We start from the raw sequence: 17,810 nt of genomic DNA, 5'->3' as shown, positions 1-17,810 counted from the left end.
GCCTGCTCGACGGCATGACCGAGCCAGTCTTGCCGTCGAGCGGCGCGTCACATCGCCTTGCCTCGACCGGGGAGCTACTGGCCTTGTGCCTTCAGGCGCTTGTTGCAGTCGCTCCAATATTGCGGCCATTTGGCGCCGGCGGGCAGCTTGCCGGCCTTCTTGTTCGCCTGCCACTCCGCGCCGCACGCCTTGATGCGCACGATCGCAGCCTGCTGGCCGGGCGTCAGCGGGCGCTTCGGCTTGGCGGTGGTGTCGATGCTCGCGGCCTTTTCAGGGTCCGGCAGCGGAAGGCCCTCATCGGCCTCGACCGGCTTCACGGCTTTCGGCGCCTTGGTCGCCGCCGCCTTGGCTGATGAAGCTGCATCCTCGGGATGGGCGGCGGCATAGGTCTTGGCGCATTCGCTCCAGAATTTCGGCCAGGTCTGCCCGGTCGTCTTGCCGGCAGCCTTCATCGAGCCCCATTCGTCGCTGCAGGCCGTCATGGCTGCGGATTTTCCGGTCGATGCGGCGGCGGGCTCTTCGGCGGGCGCGGCGGCCGGAGCGGCCGCCTTGGCCGTCTTCTTGGCCGGGGCGGGCGCCGGCTCCTCGGGCGCGGTCGCCGCCGCCTTGGTGGTCTCGGCCGCCTCGGCCGGATGGGCGGCGGCATAGTCCTTGGAACACTGGCTCCAGAACTGCGGCCATGTCGTGCCGGCGGGAACCTTGCCGTCGGCCTTCATCGTGGACCACTGGTCGCTGCAGGCCGTCATGGCGGGAGATTTGGTGGCGGCCCCTGCCGGGAGGATCGTGGCGGCAAGGCCCAGCGACAGGCTGGCGCCCAGCAGGAACATCTTCGTCTTGAGCTTCATAGGACGTTCTCCCTCCGATATCGGCTTCGACGATACCGGCTCCGCGCGACGTCGGCTCGACGCCTCAACTGCCCCGCATGAGGGAACATCCGCGCGTTGCAACTGTCAACGTCCGAGCCCTCGCAAACGAAGGAATTCGGCGGGCCGGCATCGTGTCCGTCGTGATCGCGGCCACCCTGCGCGGCCGCGATCCGATCTGGTGTCTACCCGTGGTCGCGGAACCTATTTCGCGTGGGCAGCGAGCCAGGCGTTCATGAGGGCGATTTCCTCGGTCTGCGCCTTGATGATGCCCTCGGCCAGTTTGCGGATTTCAGGGTCCTTGCCATATTCGAGTTCGACCTTGGCCATGTCGATAGCGCCCTGGTGATGCGGGATCATGCCGCGCACGAAGTCGACATCGGCATTGCCGGTATAATCGATCATCATGTCCTGCATCATGGTGCGGTCGGCGTGGCGGAAGGCCTTGGTCGAGGCGCTGGCGTCGTCGTCGTCATCATCCATCATCGGCATGTCGCCACGGTTCATCATGCCGTTCTGCATCGCGCCATGGTTCATCATGGTGCTCTGCGCCCCGGCATAGGACAGCGACAGCACGAGGCCCGCGGCGATGGCCGCGCCGGTCAATAGTCTCTTCATCTTGATGGTCTCTCTGATCTGAGGCGGGCATGGGCTGACGCATCGCCACGGCCCGCGCGTGACGACGTATGATCGCTCTTCAGGCTCGGATCAGAGACGGGGTGGGGGCAGGTCGGGCCCGATGGCGCGGGTGCGCGGGGCGCGATCGGAAAGCGGACGTGCCATGGCGCCAATCGCGGCGATGCGCTGTGGCAGCAGGGCCTCGGCGGCGAGGTTGGCTGACGGGGCGGCATAGCAGCAGATCGGCAGGACAGGCGGCAGGTTGTGTCTGCCCTGCGGCGCCTTGCCGGCGACATGCGTCATGTGCCCGCCATCGCCCATGCCTTGCAGCGCGGCATGCGGACAATCCGCCATCGCCATGTGGTCGACAGGCATCACCGACGCCATGGCAGCCTCGCTCGTGGCGATGAGGCCGACGAGAACCAGCATGACGGCAAAGAGGCGCCTGACGATATCCATGCGCCAGAACTGGCGCGCCCCGGCGGCCGCGTCAAGGTGGGGCATCAGCCGAGCTTCCTCTGCAGGAAGACGAGATCGAGAAAGCGGCCGAACTTGTAGCCGAGTTCGGGCATGCGCGCGGTCTCGATGAAGCCCTGTCGGGCATGGAGGCGGAGCGACACGTCATTATCCGCCGTGATACCGGCGACCATCATATGCTTGCCGGCGGCTGTCGCATGCTCGATCAGCGCCGCCAGAAGGGCCGAACCGGCGCCCTTGCCGCGCGCGCGGCCATCGACATAGATCGAGTTCTCGACCGTCAGGCGATAACCCTGGAAGGGACGGAAATCGCCATAGCTCGCATAGCCGAGCACAGTCTGGTCCTCGACCGCGACGAAGACCGGAAAGCCCTGGCCGGTGCGCGTCCGGAACCAGGCGATGCGGTTTTCGAGATCGACGACGTCGTCGTTCCAGATCGCGGTCGTGTTCGAGACCGCATCATTGTAGATCGCGAGGATCGCGGTGAGGTCGGCCTCGGTGGCGGGTCGGATCGTCGTCATGGATCAGTGTCTTCCGATCATCTTGTAGAAGATGGTCGCGCCCTTGGGCCGCCCATCCGTCGAGAGGGCATAGCCGGGGATGGTGCCGACTTCCGTCCAGCCGCAGGCGGCATAGAGCCGATGGCCCGCGCTGTCGGTTTCAGTATCGAGGACCAGCAGCGTCTTGCCGGCGTCCAGCGCGGCCGTCTCGGCCGCTTCGAGCAAGGCTCGGCCGATGCCCTGCCGCCGTGCCGCCGAATGGACCAGCATCTTGCCGACATCGGCGCGGTGCGGCTGGTTCGGCTGCGGCGCGAAGGTGATGACGACCGTGCCCGCGATCGCGCCGTCGCGCGTGGCGACGATCAGGATGCGCTTGCCCTCGGCGATCAGCGGCAATTGTCCGCGCCAGAACGCCTCGCCCTCGGCCTGCGCGAAGCCGGCGAGGAAATTGACCGAGGCACCATTCGCCACCGCATCGACGAGGATGGCGCCGAGCGCCGGCAGCGCCGCCTCGGCCTCCGCCGCATCGAGCCGCCGCAGCGTCACCCGTCCGTCTTCGTTCATGTCGCACTCGCGCATCGTCATTTACGATTGAACATCGCGCCCTGGCATCGGATATGTCAATCTGATCAGCTGATCCATCGACTTTTCCGTATTCCAGCATAGAATAATTCTATGGATATCGACCAACTCCGCAGTTTTGACCGGATCGTGCGCGACGGCAGCTTCACCAAGGCGGCGGCGCGGCTCAACATCACCCAGGCGACGATTTCCATGCGCATCCGCACGCTGGAGCAGCATGTCGGCGGGCCGCTCTTCTCGCGCGGCCGCAGGATCGCGCTGACCGAGCGCGGCATCACCTTCCTGCCCTATGCGCGGCGCGTGCTCGCGACGCTGCTGGAAAGCGAGGAGGCGCTGCGGGCCGTCGATCGCGGCCGCATCGCCTTTGCCGCCTTGCGCAGCCTGATCGACACGCTCGCGACGCCGGCCGTGGTCGATTTCATGACCGCCCATCCCCGCGTCGAGCTGCAATTGGAGGAGGGGCGCCACCGCGACCTCGCCGAATGGCTGCATGACCGTCATCTCGACCTCGCCGTGATGGGCTGGCCGAATTTCGATCCGCTGCTCGAAACGCTGGAGCCGATCGCGGTCATGCGCGAGCCGGCGATCCTCGCCGCCGCGCCCTCGCTCGCCGCCGCGATCGGACCGGCGCCGACGCTCGACCGCATCTTCGAGATCGCGCCGCATTTCCTCACCTTCTTCTGGTGGCAGGTGACGCCCGACGCGATCGCCGCGCTGCGCCATCGCGCCCGTACCACCTCTCAGGTGCTGTTCGCCCCCGGCGTCAGGCTGATCGAGAGCGGGCAGGCGATCGGCCACCTGCTCGGCCCCTCGATCCGCGACGAGCTCGCCAGCGGCCGCCTGGTCGATCTCGCGCCGATCGACATGCCCGTCGCCTTCCGTGATTCGGCTCTTGTGGCGGGCACGCCGGACGCGCTTCAGCGCCCTCTCGTCGCCGAACTTGCCGAGCGGATCGTGGCGCGCGCCACTATCCTCGGCATCCTTCATGCCGATCGGCGCTGATCGACCGCGTTTCGGCGCTTTGCGGTCAAGATTCTTGATGCTATTGAGCGCGCCATGAGCACCGCGCCCAAAGACAATATCCGCAATTTCTCGATCGTCGCCCATATCGACCACGGCAAGTCGACGCTTGCCGATCGGCTGATCCAGGTCACGGGCGGCCTTTCCGAACGCGAGATGACCAATCAGGTCCTCGATTCGATGGATATCGAGCGCGAACGCGGCATCACCATCAAGGCGCAGACCGTCCGGCTCGACTACAAGGCCAAGGATGGCAAGACCTACATCCTGAACCTGATGGACACGCCCGGCCATGTCGACTTCGCCTATGAGGTCTCGCGCTCGCTCGCGGCCTGCGAGGGCGCGCTGCTGGTGGTCGACGCCTCGCAGGGCGTCGAGGCGCAGACGCTCGCCAATGTCTATCAGGCGATCGACAATAATCTCGAGATCGTGCCGATCCTGAACAAGATCGACCTGCCGGCGGCCGAGCCCGACCGCATCAAGGCGCAGATCGAGGAAGTGATCGGCATCGACGCCTCGAACGCCGTGCTCATCTCCGCCAAGACCGGCATCGGCATTCCCGACGTGCTGGAGGCGATCGTCACCCGCCTGCCGCCGCCGCAAGGTGACGCCGACGCGCCCTTGAAGGCGCTCCTCGTCGATAGCTGGTACGACACCTATCTCGGCGTCGTCGTGCTGGTGCGCGTCATAGACGGCCATCTGAAGAAGGGCGCCCGCATCCGCATGATGCGCGCCGATGCGGTCTATGATGTCGAGCGCGTCGGCTTCTTCACGCCGAAGATGATCGCCGTCGAGAGCCTCGGCCCTGGCGAGATCGGCTTCTTCACCGGCTCGATCAAGGAAGTTGCGGATACGCGCGTCGGCGACACCATCACCGACGACAAGCGGCCGACCGCCGAGCCGCTGCCGGGCTTCAAGCCGGCGCAGCCGGTCGTCTTCTGCGGTCTGTTCCCTGCCGATGCGGCGCAGTTCGAGGAATTGCGCGCCGCCATGGGCAAATTGCGCTTGAACGACGCCTCGTTCTCGTTCGAGATGGAAACCTCGGCAGCACTCGGCTTCGGCTTCCGCTGCGGCTTCCTCGGCCTGCTCCATCTGGAGATCATCCAGGAGCGGCTGGAGCGCGAGTTCAATCTCGACCTGATCGCGACGGCGCCTTCCGTCGTCTACAAGATCAAGCTCACCGACGGCTCCGAGATGGAGCTGCACAATCCGGCCGACATGCCGGATACGATGAAGATCGAGGAAATCGCCGAGCCCTGGATCCGCGCCACCATCCTGACGCCGGACGAATATCTGGGCGCCATCCTGAAGCTCTGCCAGGAGCGGCGCGGCGTCCAGGCCGATCTCTCCTATGTCGGCTCGCGCGCCATGGTCACCTACGACCTGCCGCTGAACGAAGTCGTGTTCGATTTCTACGACCGGCTGAAATCGATCTCCAAGGGTTATGCCTCGTTCGACTACCATTTGACCGACCACAAGCCCGGCGATCTGGTCAAATTGCAGATCCTCGTCAATGGCGAGCCGGTCGATGCGCTCTCCATGCTCGTCCACCGCACCCAGGCCGACCGCCGCGGCCGCGCCATGTGCGAAAAGCTGAAGGACCTGATCCCGCAGCATCTCTTCGTCATCCCGATCCAGGCCGCGATCGGCGGCAAGATCATCGCGCGCGAAACCGTCAAGGCGATGCGCAAGGACGTGACGGCCAAGTGCTACGGCGGCGACATCACGCGCAAGCGCAAGCTTCTGGACAAGCAGAAGGAAGGCAAGCGCAAGATGCGCCAGTTCGGCAAGGTGGATATCCCGCAGGAAGCGTTCATCGCCGCGCTGAAGATGGACGAGTAGGGGGCGGGGGGCCGGAGGGCGGGGCTGTTTCCCGGATAGGCATCCTCCTATTGTGCCGAGCGTCCAACGACGAAGGCAGCTCTCTGGTAGAGTTCGCTGTAGGTTAGGATGTCTATGTTCCGAGAATCCCGCCGAAGAAGCTCGAAGGTCCGGAATTTGGCCTGCCGCTCCGCGTCGCTTCCAGAGAAGGCGTTGTCGCTCCCGATGACAAGGATGCACTTGGGGTCAGTCGTGCCTTGGCGTATGAGTGAACCTTGGCGGTCATAGTTCCCGCCGTGATTGCTCTCGGCCTTGACCTGCCAGGCGGCCTTCTGCTGGAGGACTTGGGAGACTGACTCGATCAGATCTGTAGACAAGCGCCACGATCCTGAACGTGCCCTACTTGCGCCGAAGAGCGGCGTGCCCGGTTGCTTAACCTCGACCAGTACTGTGAAGTGGGTGGCGCTAAGAAGGAAGTCCACTATCGGAGCGTCCCGCCCGGCGAGGTCAGGTGATCCTACCACCGCCTCCTCTTGGAGTATGCTGAGGAACCGGTAGTCGAGGCCGAAGCCGAATATCCACTCGTTGTGTTTGAGGAAATGCTGCCAGGCCTTCTCGGGCTGGTCTATCCTCACGTCCTCCCTCTGGGCGTAGGCCCTGAGCTCTCCGGCGTCATCGAGCATAAGCCGGAACTGCTCCAATTGCGCCTTGCGATAGCCTATGTTGACGATGTCGTGAGAGGTGATGACCCCGCTCGATACGACTTCCTCCACGATCCTTTGGCCGTCGGGCTGAATAAGCAGTGTCTTAATCTTTTTCGCGAACTCAGGGTCGATGCCCGATATGGCTCCCTCCATGATGGGAATCCTAGGCAGATTCAGGCTCGCCAGATCGAGGTCCTTCAGTAATTGCAGGAGTGACGCCAGCTTCTCGAACGAGAAGTGTGTGAGCTGGAAAGGCTCGTCCGACACGAAACGGTCCTCGACCCAGCCTTCACGCTTATCGTGCTTGAAGCGCTTAAGCGTTACTTTTGTGATTTCGTTTGATCCGTGGATGAAGGTGAGCGTTAGCTTGATGCGATTCTTTGACGGAAAGGGTGGGGAGTATTCAACGGTTGTAGCGCCGTCTTCTTCGACGACGTAGTTAAAGAACCGTCCAGCGCCGTTTTTGAAGTCTCGCGGGTAGAGATGATCTATCTTGCATCCGCTAATAAAATCGGCCTCATCAGCTTCGCTCATTAGGTTCCCCCACCTCGACCATAATACAGCAACGGTACAGCTCGGGAGGTTGAGCCGCAAATGCCGACGTTCAGACCGCCATTTGCTTGGCGCGGAGCGTCGCGACAAGGTCCGCGCGGTGATCGGGCGGCTGGACGACGCGGCGCTGGAACGCCTCGATCGGGCGCTGCTGATCGTGCTGGGGCTGGCGGGTTGGGCGGAGCGTGGGGTTTCGTTCGGACGAACGGCCCAACCCGGCCACAGGCCGTCATCCCGGGCGGAGCGGAGCGGAGACCCGGGATCCATGCAGCCTGAGCGGCCCTTGCCAGTCGCGACCAGGGTCTCGGCTGAATGGCTCCCCGCTTTCGCGGGGATGACGGCACTGGAAGGGGGCTGGTGCAAGCCAGGCGTGACGGCGCCAGCGGCAGGGCTACGCCTCCCCTTAATCCGCCCCTTGCGGGCGGGTCGAAAGTGCGGAGCACTTTCGGGGCGGGGGTAGCTTCGGCCCTAGCCGAAGCGTGCTTGGCGGTTGGAGTCGGCGGATGTCGGAAAGGATGGTGTCCGGCCCGATGGGCGCGCCCCCTCCCCAAAACCGCTTTGCGGTTTTGACCCTCCCTCGAGGGGAGGGTTTGGACCGAGCTTGGGGCGATGTTTGTGTTCTAAGCTCAGAGGCTGACATGCCGCCTGTTTGGCGGGCATCAGCTTCTTGATTTTGGTCGGCGTCGGTGAGGCGAAGGACAGGAAGGCGTGCCTCCCCTTAACCCGCCCCTTGCGGGCGGGTCGAAAACGCCTTTAGCGTTTTCGGGGCGGGGTTAGCCTTGGCGAAGCCGGGGCGTTCTTGCTTCGAGCAAGTTCTGACCGGCCAGAGTCCGGCCCCTGCAACCCGACCCCGCCCCAAAACCGCTTTGCGGTTTTGACCCGCCCGCAAGGGGCGGGTTAAGCGGAGCGTGGGGTTTCGTTCGGGCGATTCCGAGAAGCACGGCCACAGGCCGTCATTCCGGGCGGAGCGGAGACCCGGGATCCGTGCAGCCTGAGCGGCCCTTGCTAGTCGCCACCGGGGCCTCGGCTGAATGGGTCCCCGCTTTCGCGGGGATGACGCCACTGGAGAGGTGTGATGGCGCGGGGAGCGGGCTGCGTCGCCCCTCGGCGCGGAATCGAGCACGCAGACCCTCGTCGTGCCGCAATCCGGCGGCTTCACCGGCGGCAATACCGCGACCTTCACCGGCAATGTCGTCGCGCGATGCCATGAGACGACGACCGACAACCCGTTGATCCTGGCGCCGTTCCTTGGCCGCTCATACGACAGGGGCATATTGAGCGGCAATTGGGGCAGCGGCGCCAATGCGCAGTCGCTGACGATCTCGTTCAACCGCGCGTTCTGATCCGGGGCGGATGCGAAAACGGGGTGCCCGCCATGGCCGGCGGGGTGTCGCGGGCTGCCCATCGCTTCCCTCCGCGGCTGATGTTAGCATTCGCGCGAGGAACGAAGCCATGCCACAGCAGCCGCCTGATACCGATCGCACGCCGCCGCGCGCGAGCATTCTCGATGCGGCGCTCCGCATCGGGCTCGTCGCGGCGCTCGCTTATACGACCTTTCGCATCATCACGCCGTTCATGGGCATGTTGCTCTGGGCGGCGATCCTGGCGGTCATGCTCTATCCGCTGCATCGCCGCCTCGCCGCGCGGCTCGGCAATCGCTGGTCGGCGCTTTTGATCGGGCTGATCGGCGTCGTCGTGACGCTGGTGCCGATCGTCGTCGTCGTGGCCTCGCTCGCCGAGACGATGATGGCGCTCGTCGGGCAGATGCAGAGCCACCAGCTGGTCCTGCCGCCGCCACCGGCCCGGCTCGCCGATCTGCCGCTCATCGGGACGCGGCTGAGCGAGGCCTGGGCGCTCGCCGCGACCAATGCGCCGGCGGCGTTCGCCAAATATCGCGACGCGCTCACTGGCCCGGCCACATGGGTGCTGTCCTTCGCCAGGGGGCTCTTGGCGGGCGAGGTGACCTTCGTCGTCTCCTGCGCGCTCGCCGGCGTGCTCGTCGCCTATGGCGAGGGCGCCGCCGCCTTCACCCGCCGCCTGATGCAGCGCATTACCGGCAGCGCCGAGCGCGGGACGCGCCTCGTCACGCTGACGGCGGCGACGATCCGCGGCGTGGCGATCGGCGTCGTCGGCGTCGCGACGATCCAGGCGCTGCTGCTCGGCATCGGCTTCTTCGCCATCGGCCTGCCGGCGGCGGGGCTCCTGACGCTCGCGACGCTGCTGCTCTGCATCGTGCAGGTGCCGGCCATGCTGCTGACGCTGCCGGTCATCGGCTATGTCTTCGCGACCGAGGCGACGGGGACGGCGGTCGTCTTCGCGGTCTGGACGCTCGTCGCCGGGCTCAGCGACAATGTGCTGAAGCCGATGATGCTCGGCCGCGGGCTCGAAGTGCCCATGCCGGTGATCCTGGTCGGCGTCATTGGCGGCATGATCTCGGAAGGTCTGATCGGCCTCTTCGTCGGGCCGGTGCTGCTTGCCGTCGCCTATGTGCTGCTGATGGAATGGCTGCGCCAGCACCCGTCCGAGGGCGCGCCCCCCGAGGCGGGGAACGCGACGGCGCCGTAACGCCAGACGAAAAGGGCAGGCCGAGGCCTGCCCTTCATCGGGGATCGAGCAGAATGCGTCAGTTGGTGCCCGGCTGGGCCACGACGCGCAGATAGGGCTTAACGGTCTTCCAGCCGCCGGGGAACTTCTCCTTGGCGGCCTCGTCGGAAACGGCCGGGACGATGATCACGTCCTCGCCATTGGTCCAGTTGACCGGGGTGGCAACGGAGAATTTGGCGGTGAGCTGCAGGCTGTCGATGACGCGCAGGATCTCGGCGAAATTGCGCCCCGTCGAGGCCGGGTAGGTCAGCGTCAGCTTGAGCTTCTTGTCCGGGCCGATGACATAGACCGAGCGCACCGTCGCGGTGTCGGAGACGTTCGGATGGATCGCGCCGTAGAGATTGGCGACCTTCTTGTCATGGTCGGCGATCAGCGGGAAATTCAGCGTTGCGCCGGTCGCGTCCTTGATGTCGGCGACCCACTGGCCGTGATTGGAAAGCTGGTCGACCGAAAGGCCGATCACCTTGACGCCGCGCTTGTCGAATTCGGGCTTGAGCTTGGCGACTTCACCGAGTTCCGTGGTGCAGACGGGGGTGAAGTTCTTCGGGTGCGAGAAGAGCACGCCCCAGCTGTCGCCCAGCCATTCATAGAAGGAGATCGGCCCCTCGGTCGTCTCGGCGGTGAAATCGGGAACGATGTCGCCCAGGTTCAGTGCCATGTCGGGAACTCCCTTGATCCGTTGTACAGGGCCGGCCGCCCCGGCGCGCTCATCGCGTCCGGTGCCAGTCTTTGAGGAACGAGTATGGCGAGGGCGCGCGTCGGGTCAATCGCGGATTTCTGCGCGATTCTGTAATCTGGTTCCGAAATATCGGCGATATGAGCCACATAATTCCGGATATGGTGGCAATGATCGCTGATCGGGGAAAATTCGTGCGTTTCGTGCGAACGGCGGGATGGTTGATGAATCGTCAACCGAGTTCGGACAAAATGGCGGTGGGGCGTGACGATGAAGGTGCCATCATGTTGAAAAAGCCGATCCGGGCACTGATCCTGTCGTTGGCGGCCTGGTCGCTCGCCGTGCCGGCCATCGCCGATCCGCTGGAGACGACGCCGGCCAAGGTGCTGTTCAGCCAGGTCAACACGCCGATCCCGATGCAGGCGCGCTCGATCGGCTCCTATGCCAAGGGTTGCCTCGCCGGCGCCGTCGCGCTGCCCGTGAACGGGCCCGACTGGCAGGCGATGCGCCTGTCGCGCAACCGCAACTGGGGTACGCCCGAGCTGGTCGCCTTCACGGAGAAGCTCGCGGCCGAGAGCAAGCGCCTCGATGGCTGGAAGGGCCTGCTCGTCGGCGATATGGGCCAGCCGCGCGGCGGCCCGGCGCTGACCGGCCATGCGAGCCACCAGATCGGCCTCGATGTCGATCTCTGGCTGACGCAGAGCCCCGGCCGCACGCTCTCTGTTTCCGAGCGCGAAACCATGGTGCCGATCTCCATGGTCAACGAGAAGGCGCGCAAGATCGATCCCGCCGCCTGGACCGGCGGCCAGTTCCGCCTGATCCGCCGTGCCGCGCTCGATCCCGAGGTCGCGCGCATCTTCGTCAATCCGGCGATCAAGAAGCAGCTCTGCGTCCAGGCCGGGCCCGATCGCGCCTGGCTCGCCAAGGTGCGCCCCTGGTGGGGCCACACCTATCATTTCCATGTTCGCCTGGATTGCCCGCCCGGCATGGCGAGTTGCGTGCCGCAGAAGGCGCCGCCGCCCGGCGATGGCTGTGGCGCGGAACTCGACGCCTGGCTGAAACCGCCGCCGCCTCCGGTCAAGCCCGTGAAGCCGGTCAAGCCCGTCAAGCCGCGGCCGATCATGCTGTCCGACCTGCCGGCCGCCTGTCGCGAGGTGCTGATCGGCGCTCCGCCCGGCATCAAGCCGCAGCCGATGATCGCCAATGCCGCACCCGCGCCGGCCGCTGCCGCCGACGATGCGGCGCCGGCCGATGTCGAAAACCCGGTCGACAGTGCCGCGCCGCCGGCCGCCATGCCCGGCTCGGTCTATTGAGGCAGAATTCGCCTCTCCCCTCGGGGGAGAGGCGACGGGGATCAGGCCGCGTCGGCGACCCAGTGCTTCATCGTCGAGAGGCTGCGCTGGTATTGCGGCGGCGCGTAGGCTTGCGCCCCCAGCGTATAGGCCGCGCGCCAGGGCCAGCGCGGATCGGCGAGCACGGCGCGGGCGAGCGCCACCATGTCGGCCTTGCCCTCGGCGATGATCGCCTCGGCCTCGGCCGGCGTCGTGATCAGGCCAACCGCGCGCGTCACGATCTGGGCGCCGTTCTTGATCTCAGTCGCGAAGGCGGTCTGGTAGAGCGGGCCGACCGGGATCTTGGCATCGTGCACATTGCCGCCGGTGGAGGCGCAGATATAGACCACGCCGGCTTCCTTGAGCGCGGACGCCACGATGATCGCCTCCTCGGGCGTGAAGCCGCCCTCGGTCCAATCCGTCGCGGAGAGGCGCGCGCCGACGAAGACGCGCTCCGGCAGTGCGGCGCGGACGGCCTTTGCCACTTCGAGGATCAGCCGCATGCGGTTCTCGAGGCTGCCGCCCCAGCGATCGGTGCGCTTGTTGGAGATGGGCGAGAGGAACTGGTGCAGGAGGTAACCATGCGCGCCATGGAGCTCGACGAAATCGAGCCCGGCGCGGGCTGCCCGCCTGGCCGCTGAGGCGAAGGCGGCGATGACGGTCTCGATGCCGGCCTCGTCGAGCGCGGTCGGGGTATGCCAGCCGGGGCCGAAGGGGATCGCCGAGGGGCCCACGGTCTGCCAGGGGTCCTGATCGGCCTTCAGCGCGCCGCCGCCATGCCAGGGCAGTTGCGAGGAGGCCTTGCGGCCGGCATGGCCGAGCTGGATGCCGAAGACGGTGCCGGGCGCGGCGACGCGGCGGGCGGCGGCGAGCTTTTCGCCGATCATCGCCTCGTTCTGATCGGAATAGAGGCCGAGGCAGCCATGCGAGATGCGGCCGCGCCGCTCCACGCCGGTCGCCTCGAAGGTGATCATGCTGGCGCCGGAGGCCGCGAGCGACATCCAATGATGGAAATGCCACTCGCCCGGCGTGCCGTCATCGGAGGAATACATGCACATGGGCGCGATGGCGATGCGGTTCGGCAGCGTGACGGGGCCGACGACAAGCGGGGAGAAGAGCTCTGACATGGGATCCAATGGCGATTGCGTGGGAGGGAGAAAACCGATGGCCGAGACTTAAGCACGGCGATCAGCGCAAGGAAGAGCCTACCCCGTGGAGGAACTCTTTCGAGAACGGCAACAATTCCGTCAGCGCGCGGGATCAAGCCGGTTTGCCGAGGACCCGTTGACACGCCACCAGCCGGCGATCGCATGGCGCGGCCGATGGGCCGGCAGGACTTCATGCGGAATCTCCTCGGAGAGCATCAGCACGATGCGCCCCGCCATAGGCTGGATCGCCTCCGCCGGTGCGCCGTGATCATCGGGCGCGGACCAGACGCGCAGGAAGCCGCCATCTTCGGCGCTCCAGTCGGGATCGAGATAGGCGACCAGCGAGACGACGCGGTTCTTCGCGCCGGCGAGACTGTCGAGGTGGCGGCCATAGAAGCCGCCCACCGGATAGGCGATGAAATTACACTCGAAATCGAACAGGCCCAGGAAGAGCCGGCGGTTGATCGCCGTCTTCAGCCCATCGGCGAGCGCGAGGAAAGCGCGCTCCGCCGCCGTGCCGCCATCGAACCAGCGGATCGCGGCGCGGCGAATGTCGCCGTCGCGCCGCAGCCCCGCATCGCGGCCAACGCCGGCGCCCGAGAGCAGTCCGGCCTGCTCGAGGCCGTGCAGTTCCGAAAGCAGCCCGGCGACGAGGGCGGGCGGGAGAAGCCCATCGGCAACCGCGAAGCCCTGCGTCGCAAGTCGGTCGACGAGGCGGCTTGTCGCCTCGTCATCCAGCGTGGCCGCATCTTCGGCGAAGGCGCTCACGCTGCCGCGACGCCTGTCCCGATCGGGCAGGAGACGCCCGTGCCGCCGAGGCCGCAATATCCGTTCGGATTCTTGGCCAGATATTGCTGGTGATAGTCCTCGGCGAAATAGAACGTCGGACGATCGACGATCTCGGTCGTGATGGCGCCGAAGCCGCGCTTGCCGAGCGCCGCCTCATAGGCATTGCGCGCCGCCTCGGCCTGCTGCCTCTCGGCGGCGTTGGCGACATAGATGCCGGAGCGGTACTGCGTGCCGACATCATTGCCCTGGCGCATGCCCTGCGTCGGGTTGTGGCCTTCGAAGAAGATCTTCAGCAGCCCCTCATAGGAGATGCGCTTCGGATCATAGGCGACGAGCACCACTTCATTGTGCCCGGTCAGGCCCGAGCAGACTTCGTCATAGGTCGGGTTCGGCGTCTCGCCGCCGGCATAGCCGACCGCCGTCGCATAGACGCCGTCAGCCTGCCAGAACATGCGCTCCGCACCCCAGAAGCAGCCGAGCCCGAACACGGCCGTCTCGATGCCTTCGGGATAGGGCCCTGCAATGGCACGGCCATTGACGAAATGGGCGCCCGGCCGGGTGATCGGCGCGGCGCGACCGGGGAGGGCGGTGCCGGGCTCGGGCAGCTTGGTCTTGCGGGCGAAGAGGTCGAGGAGATTCATGGGAGGACGTCTCCTTTCGGAAGAGAGGATCAAGAAAGGTGTCTCAGGCGACCGCGGCGCGGAACGGCCTGGGCTTGCCGGCGAGGACGAGCAGGGCGCCGAGAGCGCCGAAGACGAGCCAGACCGGCAGGGTCAGCAGGAACTGGATCACAGGATACCAGACCCAGGCACCGACATAGACCTCGACATGGCTCGCCACCGCGGCCTGCGCCGCGGCAAGGCTGTCGGGATCGAAGGAGAACCAGGCTTGTCCGAGCGAGGTCAAAGTCAGCGTCGAGGCCGCGATCGATCGGGTCCCGTCGACGACGAGCGCAATCAGGGCGCCGGCGATCGCGAACAGACCGAGAAGACGGACGAGCCAGCGAACCATCGGCGGAACCTGCAAGGCACACATGTTGACGGGGAGCAGTGGCCGATAAATAGGTGTTCGGGGGGATTTCGGCAACGGCAAGCCAACGATCCACAGCTTGATCGGCAACGGTGCCTTCCTTCGCCGGCCAAGCCTTGCGTCCGGCCCTTGCTTCGTGATACCGCACGCCCGGTCTTCAGAGCGATCAGAACTTGCGGCTCCGCAAGATTGCTGCATCCGCCTTGCGCCGTTCCAGCGGCCGAAGACATGCTGCCGCCGCGATCGCCGTCTTTGGCATGATCGACGCGCGGAAGCTGGCCATTTGGCCGGCACAAGGGCCGCAAGGCTGCGATACGGAGGGGTGGCCGAGTGGTTGAAGGCGCACGCCTGGAAAGTGTGTATACGGGAAACCGTATCGCGGGTTCGAATCCCGCTCCCTCCGCCATTTCTGATGCCTCGATGACCGCTCAAAACGGCTGAATGCAGCCAGAACGGCCGATATCAGCCATTGACGCGGAGCGCCAGATGGGCACGAGTGTACCAGCAACTGTACCAGATAGCGGTTCAGGCGGGGTTCGGGTGGCTCGACGGCTCAAGAAGCGCAACGGCGTTTGGTATTATTCGCGGCAGGTGCCCGCCAGGTTCGCCGACGTCGATCGTCGTGGCTGGGTCGCGATCTCCCTTGAAACCAGAGACCTCGCACGCGCCGAACGACTGAAGGGCGCCGTCGAGCGCGAACTGGAGGCCTATTGGGTCGCCTTGAAGCGCGGCGATTCCGATGACGACAAGGAGCGCTATCGCGGCGCGATCGATCGCGCGCGGCTCGAAGGATTCGAATATCGGGAAGCGCCGGCGCTCGCCAATTCGCAGCTGGACGATATCCTTGCTCGGCTGCAGCGGCTCGAGCAGATGAAAATCATCGGCGCCGGCATGGATGCCCAACCGCCGACGCCGGCCGAAGTACAAGCCGCCGATGCGCTGGCCGGCGGCCTGTCCTCTCCAGCCCTGAAGCTGTCGGATGCGCTCGCCGAATTCTACAAGCTGACCCGCGACAAGGTCCGCGCGAAATCGGAAGATCAGTTGCGGCGCTGGAAAGCGCCTCGCCTCAAGGCGGTCAACAATCTGATCGAGTTGGTCGGCGACAAGGCGATCATCGACGTGAACCGAGCCGATGCCCTTTCCCTGCGGGCGTGGTGGCAGGACCGGGTGATCGACGAAGATTACACACCAAACAGCGCCAACAAGGATATCGGGCATCTCGCGCAGCTGTTCGACACCCTCAATGACGGCCTGCAGTTGGGGCTTTCGAAGCCATTCCAGAAGCTCCGTTTGGCTGACGAGGAAATCAAGCAACGGTCCCCATTCACGAGCGATCAGCTCCGCCACATAGCGAAGCCGGCGACGCTCGCCGGGATGAACGACCAGGCTCGCTGGATCGTCATGGCGATGATCGAGACCGGCATGCGACCGAGTGAGATTTGTGGGCTCGAGAAGGATGACATCATCCTCGATACTGCCGTTCCGCATGTGAAGATCCGGATGAAGGCCTATCGACGCCTGAAGACCCCCTATTCGCAGCGCGACATCCCGTTGATCGGCATTTCTTTGGAAGCGTTTCAGGCGAACCCCGATGGCTTTCCTCAGTACCGGGACCGCACCTCGCAGCTGTCCGCTCTGGTGAATAAGGTGATGAGGGGAAGACACCTGCTGCCGACCGAAGATCACAGCCTCTACTCGATCCGCCACAGCTTCCAGGACCGCCTGACGGCCGCCGACATGCCTGATCGCCTGCAGGCCGACCTGATGGGCCACAAGTTCAACCGGCCGCGCTATGGCGAAGGGCCGACGCTCGAGCACAAGCTCGAATGGCTGTCAAAAGTCGTCGTTACTGCAACGCAGATCTGCGAGAGCTGAATTGCAGGAGCAAGGCCTTGTTGAGGGAGAAACCGAGATCTCGTTCACTTTCGTCGAGCCTGATCGCGAAATCACTGTGCTGACGGTGAAAGAAGACAAAGAGCAGGGGTTAAGGCTTTTGCTGCGTTCGCCTGACACACTTTCTGCGCTTGACGATTATGCGGACGGTCCAGACCTCAGTGCGTTCGCAGGGCAGCGGATAAAGGAGAGCCGTTATTCAATTCATGCGAGCGATGAGAGTGTAAACGGGATCAACCTGATAAAGCGAACACTGCGTTTGTTCGGGGGCGTTGAACCGATTACATCTGTCCACCTGACCAAAGCAATCAAGACTGCCAATCAATTTGCGCCGATCTACACTCGGCGTGTCGGAGAGTTGGGGGAGGCGCATAAGTATAAACCGGGGAAGGGGCGGCTGATCCGGCTTGGCGCATATGATCCTAACAAGTTTACGGCATTTTTCATGGTTGTTATTTCATCCCCCGAGCGAAGTCTAAATAATCTTCGGCCCAGAACGACCAGCGTTTTTGAGTATAATTTTACACGGTTCAAAATAACAGTTGTGGTAACCTATCTGCCGATACCAACCCTCAAGAAAGGTCATCTCTTTCATCTGGTCACCATTAATCCTGATCTGGCGGTCAACGAAGAGGAGAAAGCAGCGGCGCTAGCGGCCATCGACGGCTTTGATGATCTTGAAGTCATGGATCTATTCGCACATATGGCGAGAGCTGCCGAGGATATTCTGATCGATGATGTCGCCCGAGGGGGTGGGCCACCGCGCGATTCCTCGTTTTGGCAGGCGGTCCTTAGAACCGGCCTCTACAAGGAGGCAGACCAATCGGAATATCTATCGAGACTTGCACAGGTTATGGGTTACGACCCGCCTTCGTAGCAGACATTCGATCTCGCATTTTTCTCGAGCCACATCATAATTCTGTTGTCGAGCATGTGGTCAATGTGCCACAAATCGCCTTGTCAGCTGATGGGCTGGATTATTGCGTTGGTCGCCGAGTGAAGGCGATTCGATGCAGAAGTCACACTCGATAGACCGCCAACGCCGGACCCTTTTGGGCCCGGTTTTTTTATATCCAGTTTCTGGGATCCTGCGGGTTTGGCGGCCTGCAGGTCAACGGCCGGGTCGGTCGGTGGCAACTGCGAGGTTGGTCGTGGCGCGACCAACCTCGTACATCTCCTCAACGACGGAAGACCGATCGCGTT

At 64.6% G+C, this 17,810-nt stretch carries 18 protein-coding genes and 1 tRNA gene; 8 read left to right on the top strand and 11 right to left on the bottom strand.

What is annotated here, in order from left to right:
- Window positions 1-74: 74 nt before the first annotated feature.
- The 5 genes from QO014_RS17300 to QO014_RS17280 form a co-directional block, all read right to left on the bottom strand.
- Window positions 75-845 carry a hypothetical protein gene (locus QO014_RS17300; protein WP_266349993.1) on the bottom strand — a complete coding sequence of 257 codons (771 nt, stop codon included), beginning with the start codon at window positions 843-845 and terminating at the stop codon, window positions 75-77.
- Between the two features lie 222 nt (window positions 846-1,067).
- The gene (copM, locus tag QO014_RS17295) at window positions 1,068-1,403 is read right to left on the bottom strand and encodes a CopM family metallochaperone (protein ID WP_370877175.1); all 336 of its coding nucleotides are present in this window, start codon (window positions 1,401-1,403) and stop codon (window positions 1,068-1,070) included.
- A gap of 168 nt (window positions 1,404-1,571) precedes the next feature.
- Entirely contained in the window at window positions 1,572-1,985 is a 414-nt protein-coding gene (locus tag QO014_RS17290; protein ID WP_266349992.1) for a hypothetical protein, read from the bottom strand.
- Window positions 1,985-2,479: a GNAT family N-acetyltransferase gene (locus QO014_RS17285; RefSeq protein ID WP_266349991.1), complete on the bottom strand. Its 495-nt coding sequence runs from the start codon at window positions 2,477-2,479 to the stop codon at window positions 1,985-1,987. Before QO014_RS17285 ends, QO014_RS17290 begins: the two co-directional genes overlap by 1 nt.
- A gap of 3 nt (window positions 2,480-2,482) precedes the next feature.
- On the bottom strand, window positions 2,483-3,022 hold the full coding sequence (locus tag QO014_RS17280) for a GNAT family N-acetyltransferase (protein ID WP_266349990.1): 540 nt from the start codon (window positions 3,020-3,022) through the stop codon (window positions 2,483-2,485).
- A 111-nt stretch (window positions 3,023-3,133) separates the two neighbouring features.
- Here QO014_RS17280 and QO014_RS17275 point away from each other — a divergent pair, with 111 nt between their 5' ends.
- Both QO014_RS17275 and lepA read left to right on the top strand, forming a co-directional pair.
- Window positions 3,134-4,042 carry a LysR family transcriptional regulator gene (locus tag QO014_RS17275; protein ID WP_266349989.1) on the top strand — a complete coding sequence of 303 codons (909 nt, stop codon included), beginning with the start codon at window positions 3,134-3,136 and terminating at the stop codon, window positions 4,040-4,042.
- Window positions 4,043-4,096: 54 nt separating this feature from the next.
- Entirely contained in the window at window positions 4,097-5,902 is a 1,806-nt protein-coding gene (gene lepA, locus QO014_RS17270) for a translation elongation factor 4 (protein ID WP_266349988.1), read from the top strand.
- 47 nt (window positions 5,903-5,949) lie between these two features.
- Here lepA and QO014_RS17265 read toward each other — a convergent pair whose 3' ends face one another.
- Window positions 5,950-7,119 carry a Shedu immune nuclease family protein gene (locus tag QO014_RS17265; protein WP_266349987.1) on the bottom strand — a complete coding sequence of 390 codons (1,170 nt, stop codon included), beginning with the start codon at window positions 7,117-7,119 and terminating at the stop codon, window positions 5,950-5,952.
- Window positions 7,120-8,273: 1,154 nt separating this feature from the next.
- Here QO014_RS17265 and QO014_RS17260 point away from each other — a divergent pair.
- A complete protein-coding gene (locus QO014_RS17260) occupies window positions 8,274-8,480 on the top strand; it encodes a hypothetical protein (RefSeq protein WP_266349986.1) in 207 nt (68 codons plus the stop codon).
- A 109-nt stretch (window positions 8,481-8,589) separates the two neighbouring features.
- Window positions 8,590-9,702: an AI-2E family transporter gene (locus QO014_RS17255; protein ID WP_266349985.1), complete on the top strand. Its 1,113-nt coding sequence runs from the start codon at window positions 8,590-8,592 to the stop codon at window positions 9,700-9,702.
- A gap of 58 nt (window positions 9,703-9,760) precedes the next feature.
- On the opposite strand, the gene QO014_RS17250 is transcribed toward QO014_RS17255, so the two are convergent.
- A complete protein-coding gene (locus QO014_RS17250) occupies window positions 9,761-10,399 on the bottom strand; it encodes a peroxiredoxin (protein WP_266349984.1) in 639 nt (212 codons plus the stop codon).
- A gap of 302 nt (window positions 10,400-10,701) precedes the next feature.
- Here QO014_RS17250 and mepA point away from each other — a divergent pair, with 302 nt between their 5' ends.
- Window positions 10,702-11,730 (top strand): penicillin-insensitive murein endopeptidase, encoded by a 1,029-nt coding sequence (gene mepA / locus QO014_RS17245; RefSeq protein WP_266349983.1) that lies wholly within the window; start codon window positions 10,702-10,704, stop codon window positions 11,728-11,730.
- A 41-nt stretch (window positions 11,731-11,771) separates the two neighbouring features.
- Here mepA and QO014_RS17240 read toward each other — a convergent pair whose 3' ends face one another.
- The 4 genes from QO014_RS17240 to QO014_RS17225 form a co-directional block, all read right to left on the bottom strand.
- Window positions 11,772-12,875: an NADH:flavin oxidoreductase/NADH oxidase gene (locus tag QO014_RS17240; protein WP_266349982.1), complete on the bottom strand. Its 1,104-nt coding sequence runs from the start codon at window positions 12,873-12,875 to the stop codon at window positions 11,772-11,774.
- A 120-nt stretch (window positions 12,876-12,995) separates the two neighbouring features.
- Window positions 12,996-13,664, bottom strand: coding sequence for a 2OG-Fe(II) oxygenase (locus tag QO014_RS17235; protein ID WP_266349981.1), 669 nt, complete (start codon window positions 13,662-13,664; stop codon window positions 12,996-12,998).
- Entirely contained in the window at window positions 13,661-14,326 is a 666-nt protein-coding gene (gene msrA / locus QO014_RS17230) for a peptide-methionine (S)-S-oxide reductase MsrA (protein ID WP_266349980.1), read from the bottom strand. Before msrA ends, QO014_RS17235 begins: the two co-directional genes overlap by 4 nt.
- 43 nt (window positions 14,327-14,369) lie before the next feature.
- Window positions 14,370-14,696, bottom strand: coding sequence for a hypothetical protein (locus QO014_RS17225; RefSeq protein WP_266349979.1), 327 nt, complete (start codon window positions 14,694-14,696; stop codon window positions 14,370-14,372).
- Window positions 14,697-15,030: 334 nt separating this feature from the next.
- Here QO014_RS17225 and QO014_RS17220 point away from each other — a divergent pair.
- From QO014_RS17220 to QO014_RS17210, 3 genes are all read left to right on the top strand, one after another.
- Window positions 15,031-15,120: transfer RNA gene (locus tag QO014_RS17220), tRNA-Ser, on the top strand.
- Between the two features lie 35 nt (window positions 15,121-15,155).
- The gene (locus QO014_RS17215; RefSeq protein ID WP_266349978.1) at window positions 15,156-16,589 is read left to right on the top strand and encodes a tyrosine-type recombinase/integrase; all 1,434 of its coding nucleotides are present in this window, start codon (window positions 15,156-15,158) and stop codon (window positions 16,587-16,589) included.
- Between the two features lies 1 nt (window position 16,590).
- The gene (locus tag QO014_RS17210; protein WP_266349977.1) at window positions 16,591-17,484 is read left to right on the top strand and encodes a hypothetical protein; all 894 of its coding nucleotides are present in this window, start codon (window positions 16,591-16,593) and stop codon (window positions 17,482-17,484) included.
- The last annotated feature ends 326 nt before the right edge of the window (window positions 17,485-17,810 follow it).

The organism is Kaistia dalseonensis, assembly GCF_030814715.1.
Lineage (GTDB): Bacteria > Pseudomonadota > Alphaproteobacteria > Rhizobiales > Kaistiaceae > Kaistia > Kaistia dalseonensis.
This window is presented reverse-complemented; position numbering and strand designations above follow the sequence as displayed.